23 protein-coding genes and 1 riboswitch are annotated in these 23,266 nt (G+C 72.0%); of the genes, 11 read left to right on the plus strand and 12 right to left on the minus strand.

Going from position 1 to position 23,266, the window contains the following annotated elements:
* Window positions 1–6: 6 nt before the first annotated feature.
* From OHS17_RS08595 to OHS17_RS08615, 5 genes are all read right to left on the minus strand, one after another.
* On the minus strand, window positions 7–876 hold the full coding sequence (locus OHS17_RS08595; protein WP_330311679.1) for a hypothetical protein: 870 nt from the start codon (window positions 874–876) through the stop codon (window positions 7–9).
* Between the two features lie 50 nt (window positions 877–926).
* Complete coding sequence (metF, locus tag OHS17_RS08600; protein ID WP_330311680.1) at window positions 927–1,844, minus strand: methylenetetrahydrofolate reductase [NAD(P)H]; 918 nt, start codon at window positions 1,842–1,844, stop codon at window positions 927–929.
* 140 nt (window positions 1,845–1,984) lie between these two features.
* Complete coding sequence (gene thiE / locus OHS17_RS08605) at window positions 1,985–2,638, minus strand: thiamine phosphate synthase (RefSeq protein ID WP_330311681.1); 654 nt, start codon at window positions 2,636–2,638, stop codon at window positions 1,985–1,987.
* Window positions 2,639–2,736: 98 nt separating this feature from the next.
* Window positions 2,737–3,102, minus strand: a complete 366-nt coding sequence (locus OHS17_RS08610) for an Rv2175c family DNA-binding protein (RefSeq protein WP_018104430.1) — start codon at window positions 3,100–3,102, stop codon at window positions 2,737–2,739.
* Between the two features lie 64 nt (window positions 3,103–3,166).
* Window positions 3,167–4,399 (minus strand): NAD(P)/FAD-dependent oxidoreductase, encoded by a 1,233-nt coding sequence (locus OHS17_RS08615; protein ID WP_330311682.1) that lies wholly within the window; start codon window positions 4,397–4,399, stop codon window positions 3,167–3,169.
* Between the two features lie 96 nt (window positions 4,400–4,495).
* Window positions 4,496–4,608, plus strand: a riboswitch (TPP riboswitch).
* Between OHS17_RS08615 and thiO the strand changes: the two genes are divergently transcribed.
* The 5 genes from thiO (at window position 4,606) to OHS17_RS08640 (ending at window position 9,667) form a co-directional block, all read left to right on the plus strand.
* Window positions 4,606–5,781, plus strand: coding sequence for a glycine oxidase ThiO (gene thiO, locus OHS17_RS08620; protein WP_018104428.1), 1,176 nt, complete (start codon window positions 4,606–4,608; stop codon window positions 5,779–5,781). (Overlaps the previous riboswitch by 3 nt.)
* Window positions 5,778–5,996 (plus strand): sulfur carrier protein ThiS, encoded by a 219-nt coding sequence (gene thiS / locus OHS17_RS08625; RefSeq protein ID WP_018104427.1) that lies wholly within the window; start codon window positions 5,778–5,780, stop codon window positions 5,994–5,996. Before thiO ends, thiS begins: the two co-directional genes overlap by 4 nt.
* Window positions 5,997–5,998: 2 nt before the next feature.
* Entirely contained in the window at window positions 5,999–6,793 is a 795-nt protein-coding gene (locus OHS17_RS08630) for a thiazole synthase (protein WP_161207232.1), read from the plus strand.
* 88 nt (window positions 6,794–6,881) lie between these two features.
* Window positions 6,882–8,801, plus strand: coding sequence for a Stk1 family PASTA domain-containing Ser/Thr kinase (gene pknB / locus OHS17_RS08635; protein ID WP_330315192.1), 1,920 nt, complete (start codon window positions 6,882–6,884; stop codon window positions 8,799–8,801).
* An 8-nt stretch (window positions 8,802–8,809) separates the two neighbouring features.
* Window positions 8,810–9,667 carry a deoxyribonuclease IV gene (locus OHS17_RS08640; protein ID WP_330311683.1) on the plus strand — a complete coding sequence of 286 codons (858 nt, stop codon included), beginning with the start codon at window positions 8,810–8,812 and terminating at the stop codon, window positions 9,665–9,667.
* A gap of 22 nt (window positions 9,668–9,689) precedes the next feature.
* On the opposite strand, the gene OHS17_RS08645 is transcribed toward OHS17_RS08640, so the two are convergent.
* A complete protein-coding gene (locus OHS17_RS08645) occupies window positions 9,690–10,322 on the minus strand; it encodes a sulfite oxidase-like oxidoreductase (protein ID WP_073864589.1) in 633 nt (210 codons plus the stop codon).
* Window positions 10,323–10,476: 154 nt separating this feature from the next.
* On the opposite strand from OHS17_RS08645, the gene bfr reads away from it, so the two are divergent.
* Window positions 10,477–10,956, plus strand: a complete 480-nt coding sequence (gene bfr / locus OHS17_RS08650) for a bacterioferritin (RefSeq protein ID WP_018104422.1) — start codon at window positions 10,477–10,479, stop codon at window positions 10,954–10,956.
* A 6-nt stretch (window positions 10,957–10,962) separates the two neighbouring features.
* Here the strand turns inward: bfr and OHS17_RS08655 are convergent, their stop codons facing one another.
* Window positions 10,963–11,205 (minus strand): (2Fe-2S)-binding protein, encoded by a 243-nt coding sequence (locus OHS17_RS08655; RefSeq protein ID WP_330311684.1) that lies wholly within the window; start codon window positions 11,203–11,205, stop codon window positions 10,963–10,965.
* Window positions 11,206–11,375: 170 nt separating this feature from the next.
* A complete protein-coding gene (locus OHS17_RS08660; protein ID WP_330315193.1) occupies window positions 11,376–12,722 on the minus strand; it encodes a class II 3-deoxy-7-phosphoheptulonate synthase in 1,347 nt (448 codons plus the stop codon).
* Between the two features lie 231 nt (window positions 12,723–12,953).
* On the opposite strand from OHS17_RS08660, the gene OHS17_RS08665 reads away from it, so the two are divergent.
* From OHS17_RS08665 to OHS17_RS08670, 3 genes are all read left to right on the plus strand, one after another.
* Window positions 12,954–15,671, plus strand: coding sequence for an N-acetylmuramoyl-L-alanine amidase (locus OHS17_RS08665; RefSeq protein WP_330311685.1), 2,718 nt, complete (start codon window positions 12,954–12,956; stop codon window positions 15,669–15,671).
* Window positions 15,672–15,764: 93 nt separating this feature from the next.
* The gene (locus tag OHS17_RS33875; RefSeq protein WP_073968448.1) at window positions 15,765–15,821 is read left to right on the plus strand and encodes a trp operon leader peptide; all 57 of its coding nucleotides are present in this window, start codon (window positions 15,765–15,767) and stop codon (window positions 15,819–15,821) included.
* 97 nt (window positions 15,822–15,918) lie between these two features.
* On the plus strand, window positions 15,919–17,787 hold the full coding sequence (locus tag OHS17_RS08670; protein ID WP_330311686.1) for an anthranilate synthase family protein: 1,869 nt from the start codon (window positions 15,919–15,921) through the stop codon (window positions 17,785–17,787).
* A gap of 24 nt (window positions 17,788–17,811) precedes the next feature.
* On the opposite strand, the gene OHS17_RS08675 is transcribed toward OHS17_RS08670, so the two are convergent.
* The 4 genes from OHS17_RS08675 to OHS17_RS08690 form a co-directional block, all read right to left on the minus strand.
* Window positions 17,812–18,816: a 2-hydroxyacid dehydrogenase gene (locus tag OHS17_RS08675; protein WP_330311687.1), complete on the minus strand. Its 1,005-nt coding sequence runs from the start codon at window positions 18,814–18,816 to the stop codon at window positions 17,812–17,814.
* Between the two features lie 80 nt (window positions 18,817–18,896).
* Window positions 18,897–19,589 carry a response regulator transcription factor gene (locus OHS17_RS08680; RefSeq protein WP_330311688.1) on the minus strand — a complete coding sequence of 231 codons (693 nt, stop codon included), beginning with the start codon at window positions 19,587–19,589 and terminating at the stop codon, window positions 18,897–18,899.
* Complete coding sequence (gene macS / locus OHS17_RS08685; protein WP_330311689.1) at window positions 19,586–20,818, minus strand: MacS family sensor histidine kinase; 1,233 nt, start codon at window positions 20,816–20,818, stop codon at window positions 19,586–19,588. The genes OHS17_RS08680 and macS overlap by 4 nt, the downstream gene beginning before the upstream one ends.
* A 39-nt stretch (window positions 20,819–20,857) precedes the next feature.
* The gene (locus OHS17_RS08690; protein WP_018104414.1) at window positions 20,858–21,583 is read right to left on the minus strand and encodes a lysophospholipid acyltransferase family protein; all 726 of its coding nucleotides are present in this window, start codon (window positions 21,581–21,583) and stop codon (window positions 20,858–20,860) included.
* Between the two features lie 251 nt (window positions 21,584–21,834).
* Here OHS17_RS08690 and OHS17_RS08695 point away from each other — a divergent pair, with 251 nt between their 5' ends.
* Together OHS17_RS08695 and OHS17_RS08700 are read left to right on the plus strand one after the other, a co-directional pair.
* A complete protein-coding gene (locus tag OHS17_RS08695) occupies window positions 21,835–22,617 on the plus strand; it encodes an alpha/beta hydrolase (protein ID WP_330315194.1) in 783 nt (260 codons plus the stop codon).
* Entirely contained in the window at window positions 22,610–23,266 is a 657-nt protein-coding gene (locus OHS17_RS08700) for a hypothetical protein (RefSeq protein WP_330311690.1), read from the plus strand. The genes OHS17_RS08695 and OHS17_RS08700 overlap by 8 nt, the downstream gene beginning before the upstream one ends.

Genomic DNA, 23,266 nt, shown 5'->3' on the forward strand with positions numbered 1-23,266 from the left:
GGCGTCTCAGTAGCGGTACTGGTCGTTGTAGCCGGTGTCGTAGCCGTTCGGGTACGGGGCCGGCTGGGCGGCGGGCTGCTGCGGGTACTGCTCGCCCTCGCGCTGCTGCGGCACCCAGACGCCGCCCGGCGGGGTCTCCGAGCCGTAGCCGTCGCCCTGCGCGTACGGGTCGGCGTACTGCTGCTGGCCGCCGTAGCCGTCGTAGTTCCCGTAGCCGTCGTACGTGCCGTACTGCGGGGTGCTCGCGGTGGTGCCGATGTACGGGTCGGAGTAGGCGGCGTAGCTCTGCTGATCGGTGCCGTAGTCGTACTGCCCGGCTCCGGCGTAGGTGTCCTGGCCCTGGGGCTGGTGGGCCGGGTAGCCGTAGGGGTCGTACGCCTCGTGGCTCTGCGCGGCCTGGGGCTCCTGGGCCGGGCGGGGCGGCGTGGGGTCGGTGTAGATCCCGTACTGCCCGGTGTCCTCGGGCATCGGCTCGGTCGCGTAGACCGCGGCGGGGGCAGGGGCGGACGGCGGGGCGTCCGGGACGTCGGGGGCGCCGCCCTCGTACTCCACCTCCAGGTCCGAGACCTCCAGGGTGGGCTTGCGTGCGGCCCCACCGCGCCGGCGGCGGCTCTCGCCGGGCTTGCCCCCGATCGCCCAGCCGGTGGAGAAGCCCTTGCGGAACGAGAGCGTGACGTAGGTCTGGCCGGTGGCGAAGGCGACCGCGCCGAGGGCGATGACGGGCACGGACGGCATCAGGACGCCGATCACCACGCAGAGGAAGCCGGTGAAGGCGAGGAGGCGCCAGCGCAGCCGCGCCTTGTACTGCAACAGCACTTCGCCGAGCAGCCACAGCGCGACGACACCGAACGCGATGTAGAGGACCGTCCAGCCCATGCCCGCCCCCTTCTACGGCCACCGCCCCGGTTGGTGGCGGGTACGGCCGGTCACGACTGCTTGTGCAGTCCGAGATTCTCGTAGATCTCGAGCGTCGCAGTCGAGTTGTTCAGCGTGATGAAGTGCAGTCCGGGCACGCCCTCGGAGAGCAGCTTCGCGCTGAACCGCGTTGCGAAGTCGATGCCAATGGAGCGTACAGCGGCGGGGTCGTCCTTGGCGGCGAGGATGCGCTCTTTCAGGTCGTCGGGCAGCTGCGCGTCGCTGAGCTGGGAGAATCGCTCCAATTGCCGGACGTTGGTGACCGGCATGACCTCGGGGATGATCGGGGTTTCGCAACCCGCCGCGACCACCCGGTCACGCATCCGGAGATAGGCCTCCGGATCGAAGAACATCTGCGTGATCGCGTAGTCGGCGCCGGCCCGGCACTTGTCCACGAAGTGGCGGATGTCGGTGTCCCAGTCGTCGGAGCGCGGGTGTCGCTCGGGGAACGCCGCGACGCCCACGCAGAAGTCGCCGGCCTCCTTGATCAGCCGGACCAGGTCCGCCGCGTACTTCACGCCCTGCGGGTGCTCGACCCAGGGACCCATCGGGTCGCCCGGCGGGTCTCCGCGCACGGCGAGGATGTTCCGGATGCCGGCGTCCGCGTACTGGCCGACCATGTTGCGCAGTTCGGCGATCGAGTGGTCGACCGCGGTGAGGTGCGCGACCGGGGTGAGCGTGGACTCGGCGGCGATGTCCTGGGTGGCCTTCACCGTGCCGGCACGGGTGGAACCGCCGGCTCCGTACGTCACCGAGACGAAGCTCGGGGCTACGGCCTCCACCCGGCGCAGCGCGTTCCAGAGATTGCGCTCGCCCTTCTCGGTCTTGGGCGCCCAGAATTCGAACGAGTACGAGGTCGCGCCGGTCGCGAGCATCTCACGCACGGTGCGCGCGTGATCTGTCCTGGTGGAAGGTGTGCCAAGGGCCATACGGGCAGGTTAACCAGGGCGGGGCGGGCCCCCAACCGAACCGGAGTCATTTGCCGGAATTGACTGATTCTTGTCCATCCTTCGGACAGATCCGTCCCAGAACCGCCCCGGGCCGCCCCTCCGGCGACGGCCGTCCGCCGTCAGGCTCCGGCGCGCTCGCGGACCCGTCGCGCCAGCTCAGCGGCGGCGGCGCCCGGGTCGGACGCCTCGGTCAGGGCCCGTACGACGACGATCCGGCGGGCCCCGGCGTCCAGCACCTGGTCGAGGTTGTCCGCGTCGATGCCCCCGATGGCGAACCAGGGGCGGCCCGGGGCGAGCGAGGCGGCGTAGCGCACGAGGTCCAGGCCTGGCGCGTGGCGGCCGGGCTTGGTGGGGGTGGGCCAGCAGGGGCCGGTGCAGAAGTAGTCCACGCCGGGCTCGGCGACGGCGGCGTCGACCTCCGCCTCGGCGTGCGTGGAGCGGCCGATGACCGGCTCGGCGCCGATGATCGCGCGGGCCGCGGGTACCGGCAGGTCGCCCTGGCCCAGGTGCAGCACGTCGGCGCCGATGGCGTGGGCCACGTCCGCCCGGTCGTTGACGGCGAGGAGCTTGCCGTGCCGCTTGCAGGCGTCCGCGAGGACGGCGAGGCGGTCGAGCTCCTCGCCCGCCTCCATGCCCTTGTCGCGGAGCTGGACGATGTCCACCCCGCCGGCGAGGACCGCGTCGAGGAAGTCGGCCAGGTCGCCCTGGCGCCTGCGCGCGTCCGTGCACAGGTAGAGCCGGGCGTCGGACAGCTGCGCGCGAGGCGTGGACATGGTGCGGTTCCCCCCGGGGAGACGGTGATAGTGGATCGGTGGTGCGGCGCAGGGAAGCGGGCCGCCCGCTCGCGCGGTGCGGCCCGCTTCCCGGTCGGTCAGACGGCGAGCGCCTGGGCGCGGCGCTTCACCTCCGTGCCGCGGTTCTCACTCAGTGCCTGCGCGGGCGTGCCCGGCAGGGACGGGTCGGGGGTGAAGAGCCATTCGAGCATCTCCTCGTCGGAGTAGCCGTCGTCCTTCAGGAGCGTCAGGGTCCCGGAGAGGCCCTTGACCACCTTGTCGCCGTCGATGAAGGCGGCGGGCACCTGAAGCGTCCGGTTCTCCCCACGGCGTACGGCGATGAGCTGGCCCTCCTTGACCAGCTGCCGCACACGCGTCACCTCGACATCGAGCATTTCCGCGATGTCGGGCAGGTGGAGCCAGGCGGGGACGAGTGCATCGGTCTTTGCGTCAATCTCGGTCACGGGACAAGCCTGCCATCCCGGACTGACAGCCGAAACCCGGACTCGGCCCTTCAGGTCCACGCCGCTACGGCAGGGCCGCCGCCTTGAGCGCTACGGCGGGGTCGCCGGCCCGGTCCGCGTCGAGCCGGGCCCCCGCCTCGATGAGCCGGCGCCCCTGGGCCAGGTCGCGCGGGCGGCCCACCGCGAGCACCGCGACCAGGGCGTCGTCGCGCAGCCAGCACACCGACCAGGCGGGCTCGGCCGGGTCGCCGCGCCACAGCAGGGTGTCCGCGTCCGCGTGGTGCCCGGCGTACTGCACGAACCGGCCGAACTGCTCGGACCAGAAGTAGGGCACGGGGTCGTACGGCGGGATGTCGGCGCCCTCCGTCGCGATGTGGGCGGCGGCGGTCCTGGGCCCCTGGAGGGCGTTGTCCCAGTGGTGGACGACCAGGCGGGTGCCGTAGCGGGCCGAGGGGAAGGAGGCGCAGTCGCCGACCGCGTACACATCGGGGAGCGAGGTGCGCAGCGCGGCGTCGGCGGTCACCGAGCCCTCGGGCCCGAACGCGATGCCGGAACCGGCGAGCCAGCCGGTGGCGGGGCGGGCGCCGATACCGACGACGACCGCGCCCGCCGGGAGGGTGCGCCCGTCGGCGAGGACCACCGTGCCGGGCTCGACGCGGGCGACCCGGGCGCCGGTGAGGAGCCGGGCGCCGCTCTCCTCGTACCAGGCGGCCATGGGGGCGGCGACCTCGGCGGGCAGGGCGCCGGCCAGGGGGCGGTCCGCGGCCTCCACGACGGTGACCTCGCAGCCGGCGGCGCGGGCGGCGGTGGCGAACTCGGCGCCGATCCAGCCGGCGCCGACGACCACGACGGGGTGCCCGGCTTCGAGGACGGGGCGCAGCCGGGCCGCGTCGTCCAGGGTGCGCAGCAGATGGACGCCGGGGACTCCGGCGGAGCCGGGCAGGGCGACGGGTTCGGCGCCGGTGGCGAGGACCAGGACGTCGTAGGGGACCGGGCCCTCGGATGTGTCGAGTTCGTGGTCGCCCGCGCGGACCCCGGTGACCTCGCAGCCCAGGCGCAGGGCGATGTCCAGCCCCTCGAAGTCGATGTCGAAGGCGGACTCCTCGGCCTTGCCGAGCAGCACCGCCTTGGACAGCGGGGGCCGGTCGTAGGGCTGGTGGGGTTCGGCGCCGATCAGCGTGACGGGGCCGGTGAAGCCCTGTTCCCGCAGGGCGACGGCGGTCTGCACACCCGCCATGCCCGCGCCCGCGACGACGACCCGGCGTTCCGTCCGCTCTGCCCGCTGCTGCTCGCTCACCTGTCCACCTTACGTAGCTGACGAGCCATCAGGAAAGGGCGCCCCCTCCCCCGGCCCTCCCTACCCGGTCCGCGGGCCGGGGTTTAGGCTGGCCACCGTAAGACACGCGGGAGCCCGGACGCACCGGGCTGAGAGGGAGGCTGGACGGCCTCCGACCGTACGAACCTGATCCGGGTCATGCCGGCGAAGGGAGGGGCTGGACACCCATGCGCACCCATCCCACCGAAGGGTCCGACGTCCTCGTCATCGGGGGCGGCATCATCGGTCTGGTGACCGCCTGGCGGGCCGCCCGGCGCGGTCTGGCCGTCGCGCTCGCCGACCCGGAGCCGGGCGGCGGAGCGGCCCGGGTCGCGGCCGGAATGCTGGCCGCCGTCACCGAACTGCACTACGGCGAGGAGATGCTGCTCGGGCTCAACCTCGCCTCGGCCCGGCGCTATCCGTCGTTCACGGCCGAGCTGGAGGAGGCGAGCGGGCAGGACATCGGCTTCCGCGGCTGCGGCACCCTGGCCGTCGCGCTCGACGCGGACGACCGCGCCCATCTGCGCGAGCTCCACGACCTGCAACGCCGCTCGGGCCTGGAGTCGGAGTGGCTGACCGGGCGCGAGTGCCGCCGCCTGGAACCGATGCTCGCCCCGGGCGTGCGCGGCGGTCTCCGGGTGGACGGCGACCACCAGGTCGACCCGCGCCGCCTCGCCGCCGCGCTGCTCACCGCCTGCGAACGGGCCGGAGTGGTCTTCCACCGCCGCCGCGCCGACCGCCTCTCCGTGCGCGCGGACCGGGCCGTGGGCGCCGTGCTCGACGACGGCACGGAGGTGGCCGCCGGACAGGTCGTGCTCGCCGGAGGCAGCCTCAGCGGGCGGCTCGCCGGGGTCCCCGCCCATGTGCTGCCGCCGGTGCGCCCGGTCAAGGGTCAGGTGCTGCGCCTCACCGTGCCCCCGGCGTACGCCCCCTTCCTCTCGCGCACCGTGCGCGCGGTGGTCCGGGGCAGCCAGGTCTATCTCGTACCGCGCGAGAACGGTGAGCTGGTCATCGGCGCCACCACCGAGGAGATGGGCTGGGACACCACCGTCACCGCGGGCGGGGTCTACGAGCTGCTGCGCGACGCCCACGAGCTGGTGCCCGGCATCACCGAGCTGCCGCTCACCGAGACCCGCGCCGGTCTGCGCCCCGCCTCCCCCGACAACGCCCCGCTGCTCGGCCGCACCGCGCTGCCCGGCCTCCATCTCGCCACCGGCCACGGCCGCAACGGCGTGCTGCTCACCCCCGTCACCGGGGACGCCATGGCGTCGCTGCTGGCCGACGGCGAGCTGCCCGAGGCGGCCCGCCCCTTCTCCCCCGGCCGGTTCGCCCCGGTCCCCGCACCCCAGGAGCAGCCCGCATGACCGAGCCCACCCCGCTCACCGTGTCCGTGAACGGCGCCCCGGCCGCCGTCGCGCCGGGCACCACCCTGGACGTCCTCGTCGCGACGCTGACCGACGCGACGGCCGGGGTGGCCGCCGCGCTCAACGAGACCGTGGTGCCGCGCGGCCAGTGGCCCGCCGCGGCGCTCGCCGACGGCGACCGGGTCGAGGTCCTGACCGCGGTCCAGGGAGGCTGACGATGTCCGACGACCTGTTCACCCTCGGCGGCACCGACTTCACCTCCCGGCTGATCATGGGCACGGGCGGGGCGCCCAGCCTGGACGTGCTGGAGCGGTCGCTGATCGCGTCCGGCACCGAGCTGACCACCGTCGCGATGCGCCGCCTCGACCCGACCGTGCAGGGCTCGGTGCTCTCCGTGCTGCGGAAGCTGTCCATCCGGGTGCTGCCGAACACCGCCGGCTGCTACACCGCCGGGGAGGCCGTGCTCACCGCCCGGCTGGCCCGTGAGGCGCTGGGCACGGACTGGGTGAAGCTGGAGGTGGTGGCCGACGAGCGGACGCTGCTGCCCGACCCGGTCGAGCTGCTGGACGCCGCCGAGATCCTGGTGGACGACGGATTCACGGTGCTGCCGTACACCAACGACGATCCGGTCCTGGCGCGGAAGCTGGAGGACGTGGGGTGCGCGGCGGTCATGCCGCTCGGCTCCCCCATCGGCTCGGGCCTGGGCATCCGCAACCCGCACAACTTCCAGCTGATCACCGAGCGGGCCGGGGTGCCGGTGATCCTGGACGCCGGTGCCGGGACCGCGTCGGACGCGGCGCTCGCGATGGAGCTGGGCTGCTCGGCTGTGATGCTCGCCTCGGCGGTGACCCGGGCCCAGGAGCCGGAGCTGATGGCCGCCGCGATGCGCCACGCGGTGGAGGGCGGGCGGCTCGCCCACCGGGCCGGGCGCATCCCGCGCCGCCACTTCGCGGAGGCGTCCTCGCCGGTGGCCGGACGGGCGGTACTCGATCCGGAGCGGCCGGCTTTCTGACACGCGCCTGTCACGGCTCGGCTTCAGTCCTGCCCCGGGTTCGCTCCACCGCGGCGGGCCTGTCCGCGGCGGCTCGTAGACTCGCATGGTGGATACGACCCTCCAGGACCCCCTCGTCGGGCAGCTGCTCGACGGCCGCTACCGCGTCGATGCCCGCATCGCCGTGGGCGGCATGGCCACGGTCTACCAGGCCATGGACATGCGGCTCGACCGGGTGCTCGCCCTCAAGGTGATGCATCCGGCGCTGGCGACCGACGCCTCGTTCGTCGAGCGCTTCATCCGCGAGGCCAAGTCGGTGGCGCATCTCGCCCACCCCAACGTGGTCGGGGTCTTCGACCAGGGCGCCCAGGGTCAGTACGTCTACCTGGCGATGGAGTACGTCGCCGGGTGCACGCTGCGCGACGTGCTGAGCGAGCGCGGCGCGCTCCGGCCCCGGGCCGCGCTGGACATCCTGGAATCGGTCCTCGCCGCCCTCGGCGCGGCGCACCGGGCGGGCTTCGTGCACCGCGACATGAAGCCGGAGAACGTGCTGATCGGGGACGACGGCCGGGTCAAGGTCGCCGACTTCGGCCTGGTCCGGGCCGTGGACACGGTCACGAACACCACCGGGACGATCCTCGGCACCGTCTCGTACCTGGCCCCGGAGCAGATCGAGCACGGCACGGCGGACACCCGCGCCGATGTGTACGCCTGCGGGGTCGTGCTGTACGAGATGCTGACCGGCGCCAAGCCGCGTGACGGGGAGTCCCCCGCCCAGGTCATCTACCAGCATCTGCACGAGGACGTGCCGCCCCCGTCCGCCGTCGTCCCCGGTCTCGCGCCCGAGCTGGACGCGCTGGTGGCGAGCGCCACCGCCCGGGACCCGGAGGCCCGCCCGTTCGACGCGGTGGCACTGCTCGCCGGGGCCCGCCGGACGCGCGCCGCCCTCACGGACGCGCAGCTCGACGCCGTACCGCCGCAGGCCCTGCCGGAGCCCGGCCCGGAGGGCTCCGACGCGCGGACGACGGTGATCCCCCGGGTCCTGCCCCAGGACCTCGGCACCGCCCACCACACCAGCCGGCTGGAGATGCCTCCGCCCCCGCCTCCGCAGCGGCCGCGCCGGACCGGGCCGCTCGGCGGCGCCCGGCGCGGGCTGATCGCGGCGGTCCTGGCGGTCCTCGTCGTCCTGGGCGTCGGCGGCGGCGTCTGGTACATCAACTCCGGGCAGTTCACGAAGGTCCCCTCGCTGCTGGGCCAGACCGAGAAGACGGCCAAGGAGCGGCTCTCCGGCGCCGGTCTGGAGCTGAAGGGCGTGGAGCGGGCCTTCAGCGACACCGTGGACCGGGGCAAGGTGATCCGCAGCAACCCCAAGTCCGGCGCCCGGATCAGGGGCAACGGCTCGGTCTCGCTCGTCGTCTCGCGCGGCCCCGAGATCGTCCAGGTGCCCGACGTCACGGGCGACCGGCTCGCCGACGCCAGGCAGCGGCTGACGAAGGCGGGCCTGCTCCCGGGCATGGTCACCAAGGAGTTCAGCGAAGACGTGGCGGCCGGCGAGGTGGTGCGTACGGACCCCGAGGCGGGCACCGACCGCCACCCGGACTCGGCGGTCGCGATCGTCGTCTCCCAGGGCAGCCCCGTCGACGTCCCCGATGTCACCGGGCTCTCCGTCGACGACGCCACCGACACGCTGGCCGACGAGGGCCTGAAGGTGAAGGTGAAGCCCGGCCGGGTGCACTCGCCGGAGGACGAGGGCGACATCGCCGTCCAGTCACCGGAGGAGGGCGCCGAGGCGGCCGATGGCGACACCGTGACGCTGACGGTCTCCTCCGGTCCGCGCATGGTCGGCGTGCCGGACGTGGTCGGCAAGAACGTGGACGACGCCCGCGACGAGCTGGAGGCGGCGGGCTTCGAGGTCAAGGTCGACCGCGGCTTCCTCTCCTTCAGCGACAAGGTCTCCGGCCAGTCCGTGGACGGCGGCGACCGGGCCCCCGAGGGCAGCACCATCACCATCAAGACCAAGGGACTGTAGAGATCCGTATGCGCAACCCAGTCGGCGGCCATGTGCCGGTGGCCGGCGGCCTCGCCAAGGTCGGCCTCCCCTACGCCCGCGAGATGGGCGCCGAGGCCGTCCAGGTCTTCGTCGCCAACGCGCGCGGCTGGGCCACCCCGGCCGGGAATCCGGCGCAGGACGCCCTGTTCCGCGAGCAGTGCGCCGCCGAGTCCGTACCGGCGTACGTGCACGCCCCGTATCTGATCAACTTCGGCTCGCACACCCCGGCGACGGTGGAGCGGTCCGTGGAGTCGCTGCGCCACTCGCTGCGCCGGGCCCGTGAGATCGGGGCGCTGGGCGTCGTGGTGCACACGGGGTCGGCGACCGGCGGGCGGCCCCGCGAGGAGGCGCTGGCCCAGGTGCGGACGCACATGCGGCCGCTGCTGGACGAGCTGACGCACGACGACGACCCGTTCCTGCTGCTGGAGTCCACCGCCGGGCAGGGTTCCTCGCTCTGCTCGCGGACCTGGGACTTCGGCCCGTACTTCGAGGCGCTGGACGCCCACCCGAAGCTCGGGGTCTGCCTGGACACCTGCCACATCTTCGCGGCCGGGCACGACCTGGCCGGGCCCGGCGGGATGAAGGAGACGCTGGACCTGCTGGTGGAGACGGTCGGCGAGGGCCGGCTGAAGCTCATCCACGCCAATGACTCCAAGGACGTCTCCGGCGCCCACAAGGACCGGCACGAGAACATCGGCTCGGGCCACATCGGCGAGGAGCCGTTCCGCGAGCTGTTCACGCACCCGGCCACCGAGGGCGTGCCGCTGGTCATCGAGACACCGGGCGGCAAGGAGGGCCACGCGGCGGACGTGGCCCGGCTCCAGGCGCTGCGCGACGGCGGCTGAGGCGGCCGGTTCGGCGCCCGGTTCAGAGTTCGGGGCCGTCCCCGGGCTCCTCCTGGTAGGAGTAACGCTGCTCCTGCCAGGGGTCGCCGATGTTGTGGTAGCCGCGCTCCTCCCAGAAGCCGCGGCGGTCGGCGGTCATGTACTCGATGCCCCGGACCCACTTGGGGCCCTTCCACGCGTACAGATGGGGGACGACGAGCCGGAGCGGGAAGCCGTGTTCGGCGGTGAGCAGTTCGCCGCCCTTGTGGGTGGCGAACAGGGTCCGGTCGGTGAGGAAGTCGTCCAGCCGGAGGTTGGAGCTGAAGCCGTATTCGGCCCAGACCATCACATGCGTGACCTGAGGCGCGGGCGGCGCGAGGGCGACCACGTCGCGCGCGAGCACACCGCCCCACTCGGCACCCAGCATGCTGAATTTCGTGACGCAGTGAAGATCGGCGACGACCGAGGAGAACGGGAGCGCCGAGAATTCCTCGTGGTTCCAGCAGTGCTTCTCACCGTCGGCGGTCGCACCGAAGACGCGGAATTCCCAGCGTTCCGGTTTGAACTTGGGGACGGGCCCGTAGTGGGTCACCGGCCACCCACGCTGCAGCCGCTGGCCCGGCGGAAGCTCGGACTGCTCTGACGCGCGGTGTTCCCGGCTTTCCGGCTGACCCATGACTCCATGGTGACAGACAGGCGGGGGTGGTCGTGACCAGGACAGAGGCAATTCGGGCAACTCGTACTAAGCATGTACTTACTGGACGGCCGGCGGGTCCGGTGCGAGGATGCCGCCCACGTGCCCAGTTCACCGGTTGGAAGGAGCCTCTGCGATGCAGGGCGACCCCGAGGTCATCGAGTTCCTGAATGAACAGCTGACCGCCGAATTGACTGCCATCAACCAGTACTTCCTGCACGCGAAGATGCAGGACAACTTCGGCTGGACGAAGCTGGCGAAATACACGCGTGCCGAATCCTTTGACGAGATGAAGCACGCGGAGATCCTGACCGACCGCATTCTCTTCCTCGACGGTCTGCCGAACTACCAGCGGCTGTTCCACGTACGGGTCGGCCAGACGGTCACCGAGATGTTCCAGGCCGACCGGCAGGTCGAGGTCGAGGCGATCGACCGCCTCAAGCGCGGGATCGAGCTGATGCGCAACAAGGGCGACATCACCTCGGCGAACATCTTCGAGTCGATCCTCGAGGACGAGGAGCACCACATCGACTACCTCGACACCCAGCTCGACCTGGTCGAGAAGCTGGGCGAGCCGCTGTACATCGCACAGCTCATCGAGCAGCCGGAGAGCTGACCGCGCTCAGGCGGCTTCGGGGAGCCCTTCCACCGGAGCGGTGGCGGTGACGGGCTTCTGCTTCCGCTCCAGGAGCTCGCGGCGCGGGCAGGCGCCCCGGCCGAGCATCGCCTGGATGGTGCGGACGCAGCCGCCGCAGTCCGTACCGGCCTTCGAGGCGGAGGCGATCTGGCGGGGCGTGCAGGCCCCGGCCGCCGCATGATCCTTGACCTGCTGCTCCGTAACGCCGAAGCACGAGCAGACGTACATGCGGTTCACCTCCCGGGCGGGGACGGGTCGTGGGCGCCGCCCCGATGATCGGTGAGGCTAACCTAACCTTACCCGTCGCGCGCGGGCGGTGAAAGCCCCGGAACGCCCTGTGGGGCACGGATCACATCGATCCGTGCCCCACAGTCGTACGGTGCCGCCTGCCGCGGCCCTTACTGGTCGCGGTACATCTCGGCGACGAGGAAGGCCAGGTCGAGCGACTGGCTGCGGTTGAGCCGGGGGTCGCAGGCCGTCTCGTAGCGCTGGTGGAGGTCGTCCACGAAGATCTCGTGGCCGCCGCCGACGCACTCGGTGACGTCGTCGCCGGTCAGCTCGACGTGGATGCCGCCGGGGTGCGTGCCGAGGCCCTTGTGCACCTCGAAGAAGCCCTTGACCTCGTCCAGGACGTCGTCGAAGCGGCGCGTCTTGTGGCCGGAGGCCGCCTCGAAGGTGTTGCCGTGCATCGGGTCGGTCACCCAGGCGACGGTGGCACCGGAGGCGGTGACCTTCTCGACCAGCTCGGGCAGCTTGTCGCGGACCTTGTCGGCGCCCATCCGGACGATGAAGGTCAGCCGGCCGGGCTCGCGCTCCGGGTCGAGGCGCTCGACGTAGCCCAGGGCCTCGTCCACGGTGGTCGTCGGGCCGAGCTTGATCCCGATCGGGTTGCGGACCCGGGCGGCGAACTCGATGTGCGCCCCGTCCATCTGGCGGGTGCGCTCACCGATCCACACCATGTGGCCCGAGGTGTCGTACAGGTGGCCGGTGCGCGAGTCGGTGCGGGTCAGCGCCGTCTCGTAGTCCAGCAGCAGGGCCTCGTGCGAGGCGTAGAACTCGACGGCCTTGAACTCGGCGGGGTCGGTGCCGCACGCCTTCATGAAGTTCAGCGCGTTGTCGATCTCGCGGGCCAGGGCCTCGTAGCGCTGGCCGGACGGGGACGACTTCACGAAGTCCTGGTTCCACGCGTGCACCTGGCGCAGGTCGGCGTAACCGCCGGTGGTGAAGGCGCGCACGAGGTTCAGCGTGGAGGCGGACGCGTGGTACATCCGCTTCAGGCGCTCGGGGTCGGGGACGCGGTCGGCCTCGGTGAAGGCGAAGCCGTTGACGGAGTCGCCGCGGTAGGTCGGCAGGGTCACGCCGTCGCGGGTCTCGGTCGGCTTGGAGCGCGGCTTGGAGTACTGGCCGGCGATCCGGCCGACCTTGACGACGGGCACGGAGGCCGCGTAGGTGAGGACGGCGCTCATCTGGAGCAGCGTCTTGAGCTTCGCCCGGATGTGCTCGGCCGACACGGCGTCGAAGGCCTCGGCGCAGTCGCCGCCCTGCAACAGGAACGCCTCGCCCTTGGCGACGGCTCCCATACGGGCACGCAGCTGGTCGCACTCGCCCGCGAAGACGAGCGGCGGATACGACGCGAGGTCCGCGAGTACATCGCGCAGGGCCTCGGAGTCGGGGTACTCGGGCTGCTGCGCCGCGGGAAGGTCTCGCCAGGTGTTGCCACCGGCGACGGAGGTATTGGCGTTCACGGTCACGGCGTCCACATTACGGGGTCGCGCACGCTGTCATTCCCGGTTGCCCAGTCACTGAGACGGACGTCTCGCCACGGCCGGTGCGGGAGCGGTTCCGGCGGTTTGCTAACCTCGCGACTTTCAGCGTTGCACAACGTTGGACAAGTGGATATCGAGGGTGGGGACTTGAAGCGGAATCACCGTAGGGACCTCAGGAAGAGACGGCTTCTGATCGGGGCCGGCGCCGCCGTGGTCGCGACCGCGACGATCGGCACGCTGGCCATGGCCTCGCAGGACCCGGACACGGGGAACACCAAGCCTGCCTCGCCGTCCGCCGTGCTCCAGGCCCAGTTCGAGGACGCGGCCCGTGAGTTCGACGTGCCCCAGAGCGTGCTGATGGCGGTCTCGTACCGGCAGACGCGCTGGGAGAGCCATGACGGGGAGCCGAGCACGAGCGGCGGGTACAACGTCATGGGGCTGACCAGTGTGTCGCCCGGTGACGTGGAGCAGCCGGACGACAAGGAACGTCTGGCGCACATGAACATGTCCGGCCGTCCGGAGATCGAGAAGACCTTCGACGCCGCGAAGGCGCTGCGCGATCTGCCGAAGAAGACGGTCGACACTTCCGACCCCCGCCTGCACACGCTGGACAAGGCGGCCGGCCTGATCGACACGGACACGGATTCGGTACGCGACGACACCGAGGACAGCATCCGCGCGGGCGCGGCCCTCCTCGCCGAGTACCAGCGCGACGCCAAGGGCTCCCTGTCGGACGACGCCTCGCAGTGGTATCCGGCGGTGGCGCGGTTCAGCCAGTCCCCGGACAAGAAGGGGGCCGACCTCTTCGCGAAGCGCGTCTTCGACTCGATCCGTACGGGCGAGCGCGCGGTCACCCAGGACGGCCAGCAGGTCTCGCTGCCCGCCGACCCGTCGGTCCAGCCGGTCAAGCCGGCGAACGTGCCGCTGGCCGCGTCCTTCGCGAGCACCTCCTCGACCCCCACCCCGGAGTGCCCCTCCGGTCTGAACTGCAACTTCGTTCAGGCCAAGACGTCGAGCACGGGCCAGCGCGGCTACACGCCCGCCGCGCGCCCCGACAAGGGCGTCGACATCCGGCAGATCGTGATCCACGACACCGAGGGCGACTACGCGAGCTCGCTCGCCACGCTCACCAGCCCGAGCTCGGCCGCCAGCGCGAACTACCTGATCCGCGCGTCGGACGGCCTGGTCACGCAGATGGTCGAGAACAAGGACCTGGCGTGGCACGCGGGCAACTGGACCCTGAACATGCACTCCATCGGCGTGGAGCACGAGGGCTACGCGATCAAGGAGGGCAAGTGGTACCAGGAGCCGCAGTACGAGTCCTCCGCCGCCCTGGTGAAGTTCCTGGCGGACAAGTACGGCGTCCCGATCGACCGTGAGCACATCATCGGCCACGACGCGGTGCCCGTTGCTCTGAACGACAAGTTCGCGGAGGCCCACTGGGACCCGGGCCCGTTCTGGGACTGGAACCACTTCATGGGCCTGATGGGGGCTCCGACGGGCGCGAGCGGCGCAGGCGGCCCGGTCGAGGCGGGGCAGCTGGTGCGTGTGGTGCCGCCGTTCACCACGGCCAACCAGCCGAAGCTGACGGCGAGTTCCAAGGCGGTCACCAAGCAGCCGGCGAACTTCGGCTACCTGTACACCTCGGCGTCCACCAGCGCGACCACGCTCAGCGACCCGTACTTCTCGGCGCTGTGGAGCGAGGGCTCCAACTGGTCGAACAAGGTCCGCGCCGGCGACACCTATGTCGTCGCCGAGACCAAGGGCGACTGGACGGCGATCTGGTACGGCGGCAAGAAGGCGTGGTTCCAGAACCCGGGCGGCCAGTACACCGTGCCGCTCGCGGCGGCCCCGCGCGTGGTGAAGGCGAAGGCCGGGGTGACGGTCCGGATCTACGGGCGTGCCTACCCGGAGACCGCCGCCTACGAGGCCGCGGGCCTGGAGGCTCCGACCGACAACCCGGACTACCTGACGAAGTACACGCTGCCCGCGGGCCAGGGGTACGCGCTGAACGGCGCAGAGGTGAAGGGCGACGACTGGTTCGGCTCGGCCCAGACGGACGTCATCGGTTCCACCTCGTACCTGCCGATCCGCTACAACCACCGCCAGGCGTGGGTGAAGGCGAGCGACGTCCAGACCTCCACGAGCGTCGCGCCGGTCTCCGCGACCGACCGCTACAACATGATCGGCCGCGACAGCGCCGGCCGGATCTGGCAGTACCAGGGCACCGGCAGCGCCTCCTCCCCGTACTACCGCCGCTACCAGGCGGGCTACGACTGGGGCAGCTACACGGCGCTGACCGCGATGACCGCGCTGCGCGCCGACGGTACGGGCGACTTCGTGGCCCGCGACAAGGACGGTGTCCTCTGGTACTACCGGGGCAGCGGCAACCCGGACAAGCCGTACATGGCCCGGCTCAAGGTCGGCAGCGGCTGGAACCAGTACAGCAGCCTCAACGGCATGCGCGACCTCGACGGTGACGGCAAGGCCGACATGATCGCGCGCAACGCCGCCGGGGACATCTACTTCTACAAGGGCACGGGCACCCCGGAGAAGCCCTTCGCCCCCAAGGCGAAGATCGGGTACGGCTGGCAGATCTACGACCAGATCGTCTCCACCGGCGACCTCAACGGCGACGGCAAGGCGGACTTCGTGGCCCGGGACAAGTCCGGGGTGCTGTGGATCTACACGGGCACCGGCTCGGCCACCAAGCCGTACGACGCGCGGGTCAAGATCGGTTCGGGCTGGGGCAAGTACAAGCTGCTGCTCGGCCCGAGCGACCTGGACCGTGACGGCCGGGGCGACCTGGTCGGCGTGGACTCGGCCGGGGACTTCTGGTTCTACCACTCCACCGGCAAGGTGACGGCCCCGTTCGCGACGAAGTCGCAGGTCGGGGACGGCTGGCAGATCTACGACACCCTGTTCTAGCCGACCGGACGTCTCGTGCGCGCGGGGCCCTTTCCCACCCGGCCGGGTGGGAAAGGGCCCCGCCGCCGTCCGGCGTGGGCTAGGGTACGGGGCATGTTCGCGCACTCGACCCGTAACTGGTGGTGGACCGCTCATCCGGCGGCCCGCTGATCGCGCGTACACACTGACGCAGAGGCCGCCCGAGGGGCGGCCTTTTCCGTGTCCACGGGCCGTTCCTCCCAGCTGATTCCCTGGAAGGAACCGACCCATGAGCTTCGACCGACTCCTGCGCGACGACTGCCCGCCGTTCGCCCTGCTGCGCCGCCGCACCCCCGGCCACGACCACGACACCGTCGAGGTGCTGGTCGGCCGGGTGCACGAGGCGGACCGGCTCGCCGACGTCCCCGTCGGTGACCTGCCGTCCCTGGCGCTCGTGCCGTTCCGGCAGATCGCGGAGCGCGGTTTCGACGTACGCGACGACGGCACCCCGCTGTCGGTCCTGGTCGCGGACGAGACGTACACGATGCCCCTGGACGAGGCGCTGGACGCGCTCCCCCGTCACGAAGTCCGCGTGGAGGACGGGGAGTTCGATGTCAGCGACGAGGAGTACGCCGGGACCGTGCGGCGGGTGATCGAGGACGAGATCGGCCGGGGCGAGGGCGCGAACTTCGTGATCCGGCGGACGTTCCGGGGCCGGATCGACGGCTTCGGCCGGGCGGACGCGCTGGCCCTGTTCCGGCGGCTGCTGGCGGGCGAGCGGGGTGCGTACTGGACGTTTGTCGTGCACACCGGCGACCGTGTGCTCGTCGGTGCCAGCCCCGAGGTGCATGTGCGGATGTCCGGCGGGACCGTCGTGATGAACCCGATCAGCGGCACCTACCGCTATCCCGCCGAGGGGCCCACCCCCGAGAGCCTGCTCGCCTTCCTCGGCGACCGCAAGGAGACCGAGGAGCTCTCCATGGTGGTCGACGAGGAGCTGAAGATGATGTGCACCGTCGGCGACATGGGCGGGGTGGTGATCGGCCCGCGCCTCAAGGAGATGGCCCATCTCGCGCACACCGAGTACGAGTTGCGCGGACGCTCCTCGCTGGACGTACGGGAGGTGCTGAAGGAGACCATGTTCGCGGCGACCGTGACCGGCTCCCCCGTGCAGAACGCCTGCCGCGTCATCGAGCGGTACGAGGACGGCGGGCGCGGCTACTACGCGGGCGCGCTGGCCCTGCTGCGCCGGGAGCCCGACGGCACCCAGACCCTGGACTCGCCGATCCTCATCCGGACCGCCGACATCGACGCGGACGGCACGCTGCGGGTGCCGGTCGGGGCCACCCTGGTCCGCCACTCCGATCCGGAGAGCGAGGTCGCCGAGACCCACGCCAAGGCGGCCGGCGTCCTCGCCGCCCTCGGCGTCCGCCCGGCCCGCCCGGAGGCCGAGCGGGAGCGGCCCCGGCTGGCCGACGACCCCCGGGTGCGGGAGGCGCTGGACGCCCGGCGCAACGGCCTCGCCCCGTTCTGGCTGCGGATGCAGGAGCGCGCCGCCGACCGCACCGGCCACGCCCTGGTGGTGGACGGCGAGGACACGTTCACCGCGATGCTCGGGCACCTGCTGCGCGCCTCGGGGCTCGACGTCACCGTGCGCCGCTACGACGAGCCGGGGCTGCGGGACGCGGTGCGGGCGCACGAGGGGCCCGTGGTCCTCGGCCCCGGCCCGGGGAATCCGGCGGACGCGGCCGACCCGAAGATGCGGCTGCTGCGCGCGATGGCCGCCGAGCTGGTCCGGGACCACCGGCACGGGCTGCTCGGGGTGTGCCTGGGCCATGAGCTGATCGCGGCCGAACTGGGCCTGGAGATCGTCCGCAAGGCGGTGCCGTACCAGGGGGCGCAGACCCGTATCGACCTGTTCGGGCGGCCCGAGACGGTCGGCTTCTACAACAGCTTCACCGCGCGCTGCGACGACTCCGGGGCGGCGGAGCTGGCGGCGCACGGCATCGAGGCGAGCCGGGACGAGGTGTCCGGGGAGCTGCACGCGCTGCGCGGGGCCGGGTTCGCCTCGGTGCAGTTCCACCCGGAGTCGGTGCTGACGCTGCGCGGGGCGGCGATCGTGTCCGAGCTGCTAGCGGGGCTGCCGGTGCGCGGCTGAGGCGGTTCCCCGGGCCCCGGGGTCTCAGGTCCCGGGGCGGGCCGGGACCAGGACGTTGTCGCTGTGGCGGCCGGCCAGGTAGTCGCCGACGTTCTCGACGGTGGCGTCGATGATCTGGCCGACCGCGTCCTCGGTGTAGTACGCCTGGTGCGAGGTGACGATGACGTTCGGGAAGGTCACGAGCCGGGCCAGGGTGTCGTCGTCCACGCCCTCCAGGGACTTGTCCAGGAAGAACAGCCCGGCCTCCGCCTCGTACACATCCAGTCCGACGCCGAGGAAGCGGCCCACGCGCAGCTCGCCGACCAGGGCCGAGGTGTCGATGAGGCCGCCCCGGCTGGAGTTGACGAGGATCGCGTCGTCCTTCATCAGGGCGAGGGCGTCCTTGTCGATGAGGTGGTGCGTCGACGGGAGCAGCGGCACGTGCAGGCTGACCAGGTCGGACTCGGCGAGCAGCCGCTCCTTGTCGACGTACCGCATGCCCAGCTCGACGCAGGCCGGGTTCTCGGCGACGTCCCAGCCGAGCAGCTTCATGCCGAAGCCGTGGGCGATCCGGGTGAACGCCTCGCCGATCTTGCCGGTGCCGATGACGCCCACCGTGCGGCCGTGCATGTCGCGGCCGAGGAGCCCGTCGAGCCGGAAGTCGAAGTCGCGGGTGCGGCTCGCGGCCCGGATCACCCGGCGGTTGACCGCCATGGCGAGCGTCCAGGCGAACTCCGCGACCGAGTACGGCGAGTAGTACGAGACCCGGGCGACGCGCAGGGCCAGGCGCTCGGCGACGTCCAGGTCGATGTTGTTGAAGCCGGTGGAGCGCTGGGCGATCATCTGGGTGCCGCCGGCGGCGAGGGTCTGCAGGACCGCGCTGCCCAGGTCGGCGTTGACGCTGGTGGAGATGACCTCGTAGCCCGCCGCGATGGGGGCGGTGTCCCGGTTCAGGAAGACGTCCAGGCAGCGGACTTCGTGCTTCCCGGCGAACGCCTTCTCGATCAGCGGCTTCTCGTCGGACTGCACTCCGAAGGCCAGGATCTCCACGACGTCTCCCCTGTCTGCGTGCTGCGCGCGGCCGGTCATCGCGAATATACGGCGGGGCGCCCGGCCGCGCCGCTCAGGCTTTACGCGTCGTCGAGCCCGCGCTCTATGGCGTACCGCACCAGCTCGACGCGGTTGTGCAGCTGGAGCTTGCCCAGGGTGTTCTGGACGTGGTTCTGCACGGTCCGGTGCGAGATGACGAGCCGTTCCGCGATCTGCTTGTACGAGAGCCCCTTGGCCACGAGCCGCAGCACCTCGGTCTCCCGGTCGGTCAGCTCCGGGGCCTTGGGCTCGTCGGACGCGGCCGGGGCGGGCTCCGAGGCCAGCCGTCGGTACTCGCCGAGGACCAGACCGGCCAGCCCCGGGGTGAAGACCGCGTCGCCCGCGGCGGTGCGGCGGACGGCCTCGGTCAGCTCCTGGGTGCTCGCCGACTTCATCAGGTAGCCGGTGGCACCGGACTTGACCGCCTCCAGGACGTCGGCGTGCTCGCCGCTGGCAGAGAGCACGAGGACCCGCAGCCCGGGCTGGCTGCCGACGAGCTCCTTGCAGACCTGCACCCCGGGCAGGCCGGGCAGATTGAGGTCGAGGACGAGGACGTCCGGGGTGACGGCCCCGGCCCGGCGGACGGCCTGGGGCCCGTCGCCCGCGGTGGCCACCACGTCGAAGCCGGCCTCGGCTAGGTCGCGGGCCACGGCGTCGCGCCACATCGGGTGGTCGTCCACCACCATCACCCTGATCGCCGGCTGCCCGGTGGCCTCTTCGTGTGTCGCGCTCATCGGACCGACCCCGCCTTCCCCCGTGAAACCTTAGGAACCTTCAATTCGACCTCGGTGCCCTGTCCGGGGACCGAGATCAGCTCTGCCGTACCGCCCAGATCGCGCAGCCGGCCGCGGATCGACAGGGCGACCCCGAGCCGCCCCTCCCCCTCGGCCTGCGCGAGCCGTCCCTCGGGGATGCCGGGCCCGTCGTCCCGGACCGTGACGATGACCTCGTCCGGCCAGTCCTCCAGCAGGATCCACGCCTGGGCGCCCTCGCCCGCGTGCACCCGGACATTGTCCAGGGCGGCGCCGACCGCGGCCGCCAGCTCCGCCGCCGCGGCGGACGGCAGCATGACCGGGGCGCCGGGCTCCGCGAAGCTGGTGCGGGATCCGGCGTGCGGGGCGAGCAGTGCGCGCAGGTCGGTCTCGCCGCCGTCCCCGGCGCCCGCTTCGTCGTCGTCCGTCTCGACGGTCCGGACGACGGCGCCCTCGGAGGCGTCCTCGGAGAGCCGGGTGGGCGGCACGAGGCCGCTGGAGACCAGGGTGCGCAGGGCGACCTCCTGCTCCCCGGCCATCCGGCCGAGCTCCGCCGCCTCGCCGCCGAGCGCGGCACCACGCCGCTGGACCATCGCGAGGACCTGGAGCACGCCGTCGTGGATGTCCCGGGCGAGGCGTTCGCGTTCGCGGGTGGCGGCCTCGATCTCCAGGGCGCGGGCGAGGGTGCGCTCACTGGCCCGGGCGACCTCCACCACGTAACCGATGGCGATGGAGGCGACCCAGACCAGCATCACGTTGTGCAGGGTGTCGCGGCTGGGCTCGCCGCGCTCGATGAGGTTGGCGACGGCGACCAGGCTGGAGGCGAAGCCCGCCCAGCGCCAGCCGCCCTTGATCGCGAAGGCCAGCACGGAGCCCGCGGTCCAGATGGACGGCAGGGTCGGCCCGTCGACGTGCTGCGCCTGGAAGTCGGCGAGCGGGGTGACCACGATCCCGATGAGGGCGATGGCCAGGTCCGCGCCCAGGAAGCGCTTGGTGCAGGCGGCGGCGCTGCCCGTCTTCGGCAGGGTGGCGAGCGTCCAGACGCCCATCAGCGACAGGAAGGTGATCGCTATCCAGGGCCGCTCGTAGTCGTGCCGGGCGAAGGCGGCGAGCAGGATCGCGTAGACCATCGTCAGCACGCGGTACGCCGTCAGTGCGCGCCACAGCGGCTGCTCCACCGACATCCGGACCACGCGTACGCGTTTGACCATGCTGTTCTCCCCCGTCCCCCTGACGGACCGCGGCGCCGCTCAGGCGCTGTCGCCGTCGCCGTCCGTCTTCTTCGCGGCCTCGGACCGGCGCTTGGCCTCGTCGGCGATCTGCCGCTTGGCGGCGGTCGCGTAGATGTCGACGTACTCCTGGCCCGAGAGCTTCATGATCTCGTACATCACCTCGTCGGTGACCGAGCGCAGGATGAAGCGGTCGCCGTCCATGCCGTGGTAACGGCTGAAGTCGAGCGGCTTGCCGATCCGGATGCCGGGCCGCATCAGCTTGGGGATCACCTGGCCGGGCGGCTGGATCTTCTCCGTGTCGATCATCGCGACGGGGATGACCGGCGCCCCGGTGGCCAGCGCGACACGGGCGAGACCGCCGGGCTTGCCCCGGTAGAGGCGGCCGTCGGGCGACCGGGTGCCCTCGGGGTAGATGCCGAAGAGGCCGCCGCTCTCGACCACCTGGATGCCCGCCCGGATCGCCGCCTCACCGGCGCCGCGCGCGCCGGAGCGGTCGACGGGGAGCTGGCCGACGCCCTTGAAGAACGCGGCGGTGAGCTTGCCCTTCACCCCGGGCGCGGTGAAGTACTCGGCCTTCGCGATGAAGGTCACCTTCCGGTCCAGGACGGCCGGCAGGAAGAAGGAGTCGGAGAACGACAGGTGGTTGCTGGCGAGGATCGCGGGCCCGCGCGCGGGGATGTTCTCCAGGCCCTCCACCCACGGCCTGAAGGCGAGCTTCAGCGACCCGCCGATGGAGAACTTCATAGCGCCGTAGATCAACTCGGATGCCTCCTGTGTGCTGTCCGACAGACCTTAACCCGCCGTGTCCCCCTTCCTCCCGCCCGGCGCGGAAGGGCATACGCGGCCCGGGCCGTGACGGCCCTGGTCGGTGTCGGCCCGGTCGCGTACGGTGAAGTAATCCTCGCGTATCCCGTACATCCTTCCGAACCCCCCTTCCGAACCCCCCTTCCGCTCCCCGCTCGCTCCCCCGCGAGCCTCATGAATTGGAGACCCCGGTGCCGGTCCTTCCCGGAGCCGAGCCGTTCCGCCACGAGGGCGGAGAGGTCGGCGTCCTCCTCTGTCACGGATTCACCGGTTCCCCGCAGTCGCTGCGCCCCTGGGCCGACTATCTGGCCGAGCGGGACTTCACGGTCTCGCTGCCGCTGCTCCCCGGGCACGGCACGCGCTGGCAGGACATGCAGGTGACCGGCTGGCAGGACTGGTACGCGGAGGTCGACCGGGAGCTCCGCGGGCTGCTGGAGCGCTGCGAGCGGGTGTTCGTCTTCGGGCTCTCGATGGGCGGTGCGCTGGCGCTGCGGCTGGCCGCGAAGCACGGGGACGCGGTCAGCGGTCTGGTGCTCGTCAATCCGGCCAACAAGGTGCACGGCCTCGCGGCGCACGCGCTGCCGGTGGTCCGCCATCTGGTGCCGACGACGAAGGGCCTGGTCAGCGACATCGCCCTGGAGGGCGTCGCGGAGGTGGGCTACGACCGGGTGCCGCTGCACGCGGCGCACTCGGTGCGCAGGTTCTTCCGGCTGGTCGACGGCGAGCTGCCGCAGGTCACCCAGCCGCTCCTGCTGCTGCACAGCCCGCAGGACCATGTCGTGCCGCCCGCCGACTCGGCCCGCATCCTGAGCCGCGTCTCCTCGACGGACGTCCGGGAGATCCTGCTGGAACAGAGCTACCACGTGGCGACGTTGGACCATGATGCGAAGCGGATCTTCGACGAGAGTCTTGCGTTCATCGGCCGCCTCGCTCCGAGCGAGAAGGATCAGGAGGGGGGTACGTCCAGTGGCTGAGCACGACGCGGAGCGCGCGGGCAGCGAGGAGGAGCGGGAGCCGCTTCCCGCTGAGGGGGCGGCCGTCGCCGACGACGCCGGGGCCCCGGTGGCCGGTGCGGCGGACGGACCGCTGGACGAGGAAGCCGTCTGGCGGGCCATCGTGGAGGGTTACGGGGAGGAGCCGCCGGACCCGCCGGGTGCGCGGCCCTTCCGGTCGATCGAGGACCTGGCGCTGCCGGACGACGGTCCGCTGACCGCCCCGGCCTCGGACAAGGGGCTCGGCAAGCGGCCGCCCAAGCCGAAGCAGGAGGACGACAAGCCGCTCGGCGGCTCCGTGGTCTTCGCGCCGGGCGTGGGCCCGCGCGACTTCGAGCCGGCCGACCCCGACGCGCCCGGCCCGGGCGGCGGGGACGACGACGAGGGGCACTTCGTGCCGCCGGAGCCGCCGCCGCTGCCGGAGGCCGACGTCACGGCGAAGTTCGCCTGGCTCGCGGTGGTCGGCGGGCCGGTGCTGATGCTGCTCGCGGTGCTGCTGTCCTGGGAGATGACCTGGTGGCTGACGACGGTCTGCGTCGGCGGCTTCCTGGGCGGTTTCGTGACACTGGTGGCGCGGATGGACTCCGACGAGGACGGCGACGACGACCCGGGCCGGGGCGCGGTGGTCTAG

It is taken from the genome of Streptomyces sp. NBC_00523 (assembly GCF_036346615.1).
GTDB lineage: Bacteria > Actinomycetota > Actinomycetes > Streptomycetales > Streptomycetaceae > Streptomyces.

Coding starts and splice junctions, on each gene's coding strand:
- OHS17_RS08670 (WP_330311686.1), top strand. CDS start 15,919: ATGAGCTTCGACCGACTCCTGCGCGACGACTGCCCGCCGTTCGCCCTG.
- thiE (WP_330311681.1), bottom strand. CDS start 2,638: ATGTCCACGCCTCGCGCGCAGCTGTCCGACGCCCGGCTCTACCTGTGC.
- OHS17_RS08655 (WP_330311684.1), bottom strand. CDS start 11,205: ATGTACGTCTGCTCGTGCTTCGGCGTTACGGAGCAGCAGGTCAAGGAT.
- macS (WP_330311689.1), bottom strand. CDS start 20,818: ATGGTCAAACGCGTACGCGTGGTCCGGATGTCGGTGGAGCAGCCGCTG.
- OHS17_RS08630 (WP_161207232.1), top strand. CDS start 5,999: ATGTCCGACGACCTGTTCACCCTCGGCGGCACCGACTTCACCTCCCGG.
- OHS17_RS08595 (WP_330311679.1), bottom strand. CDS start 876: ATGGGCTGGACGGTCCTCTACATCGCGTTCGGTGTCGTCGCGCTGTGG.
- thiO (WP_018104428.1), top strand. CDS start 4,606: ATGCGCACCCATCCCACCGAAGGGTCCGACGTCCTCGTCATCGGGGGC.
- thiS (WP_018104427.1), top strand. CDS start 5,778: ATGACCGAGCCCACCCCGCTCACCGTGTCCGTGAACGGCGCCCCGGCC.
- OHS17_RS08640 (WP_330311683.1), top strand. CDS start 8,810: ATGCGCAACCCAGTCGGCGGCCATGTGCCGGTGGCCGGCGGCCTCGCC.
- metF (WP_330311680.1), bottom strand. CDS start 1,844: ATGGCCCTTGGCACACCTTCCACCAGGACAGATCACGCGCGCACCGTG.
- OHS17_RS08690 (WP_018104414.1), bottom strand. CDS start 21,583: ATGAAGTTCTCCATCGGCGGGTCGCTGAAGCTCGCCTTCAGGCCGTGG.
- OHS17_RS08645 (WP_073864589.1), bottom strand. CDS start 10,322: ATGGGTCAGCCGGAAAGCCGGGAACACCGCGCGTCAGAGCAGTCCGAG.
- OHS17_RS08680 (WP_330311688.1), bottom strand. CDS start 19,589: ATGAGCGCGACACACGAAGAGGCCACCGGGCAGCCGGCGATCAGGGTG.
- bfr (WP_018104422.1), top strand. CDS start 10,477: ATGCAGGGCGACCCCGAGGTCATCGAGTTCCTGAATGAACAGCTGACC.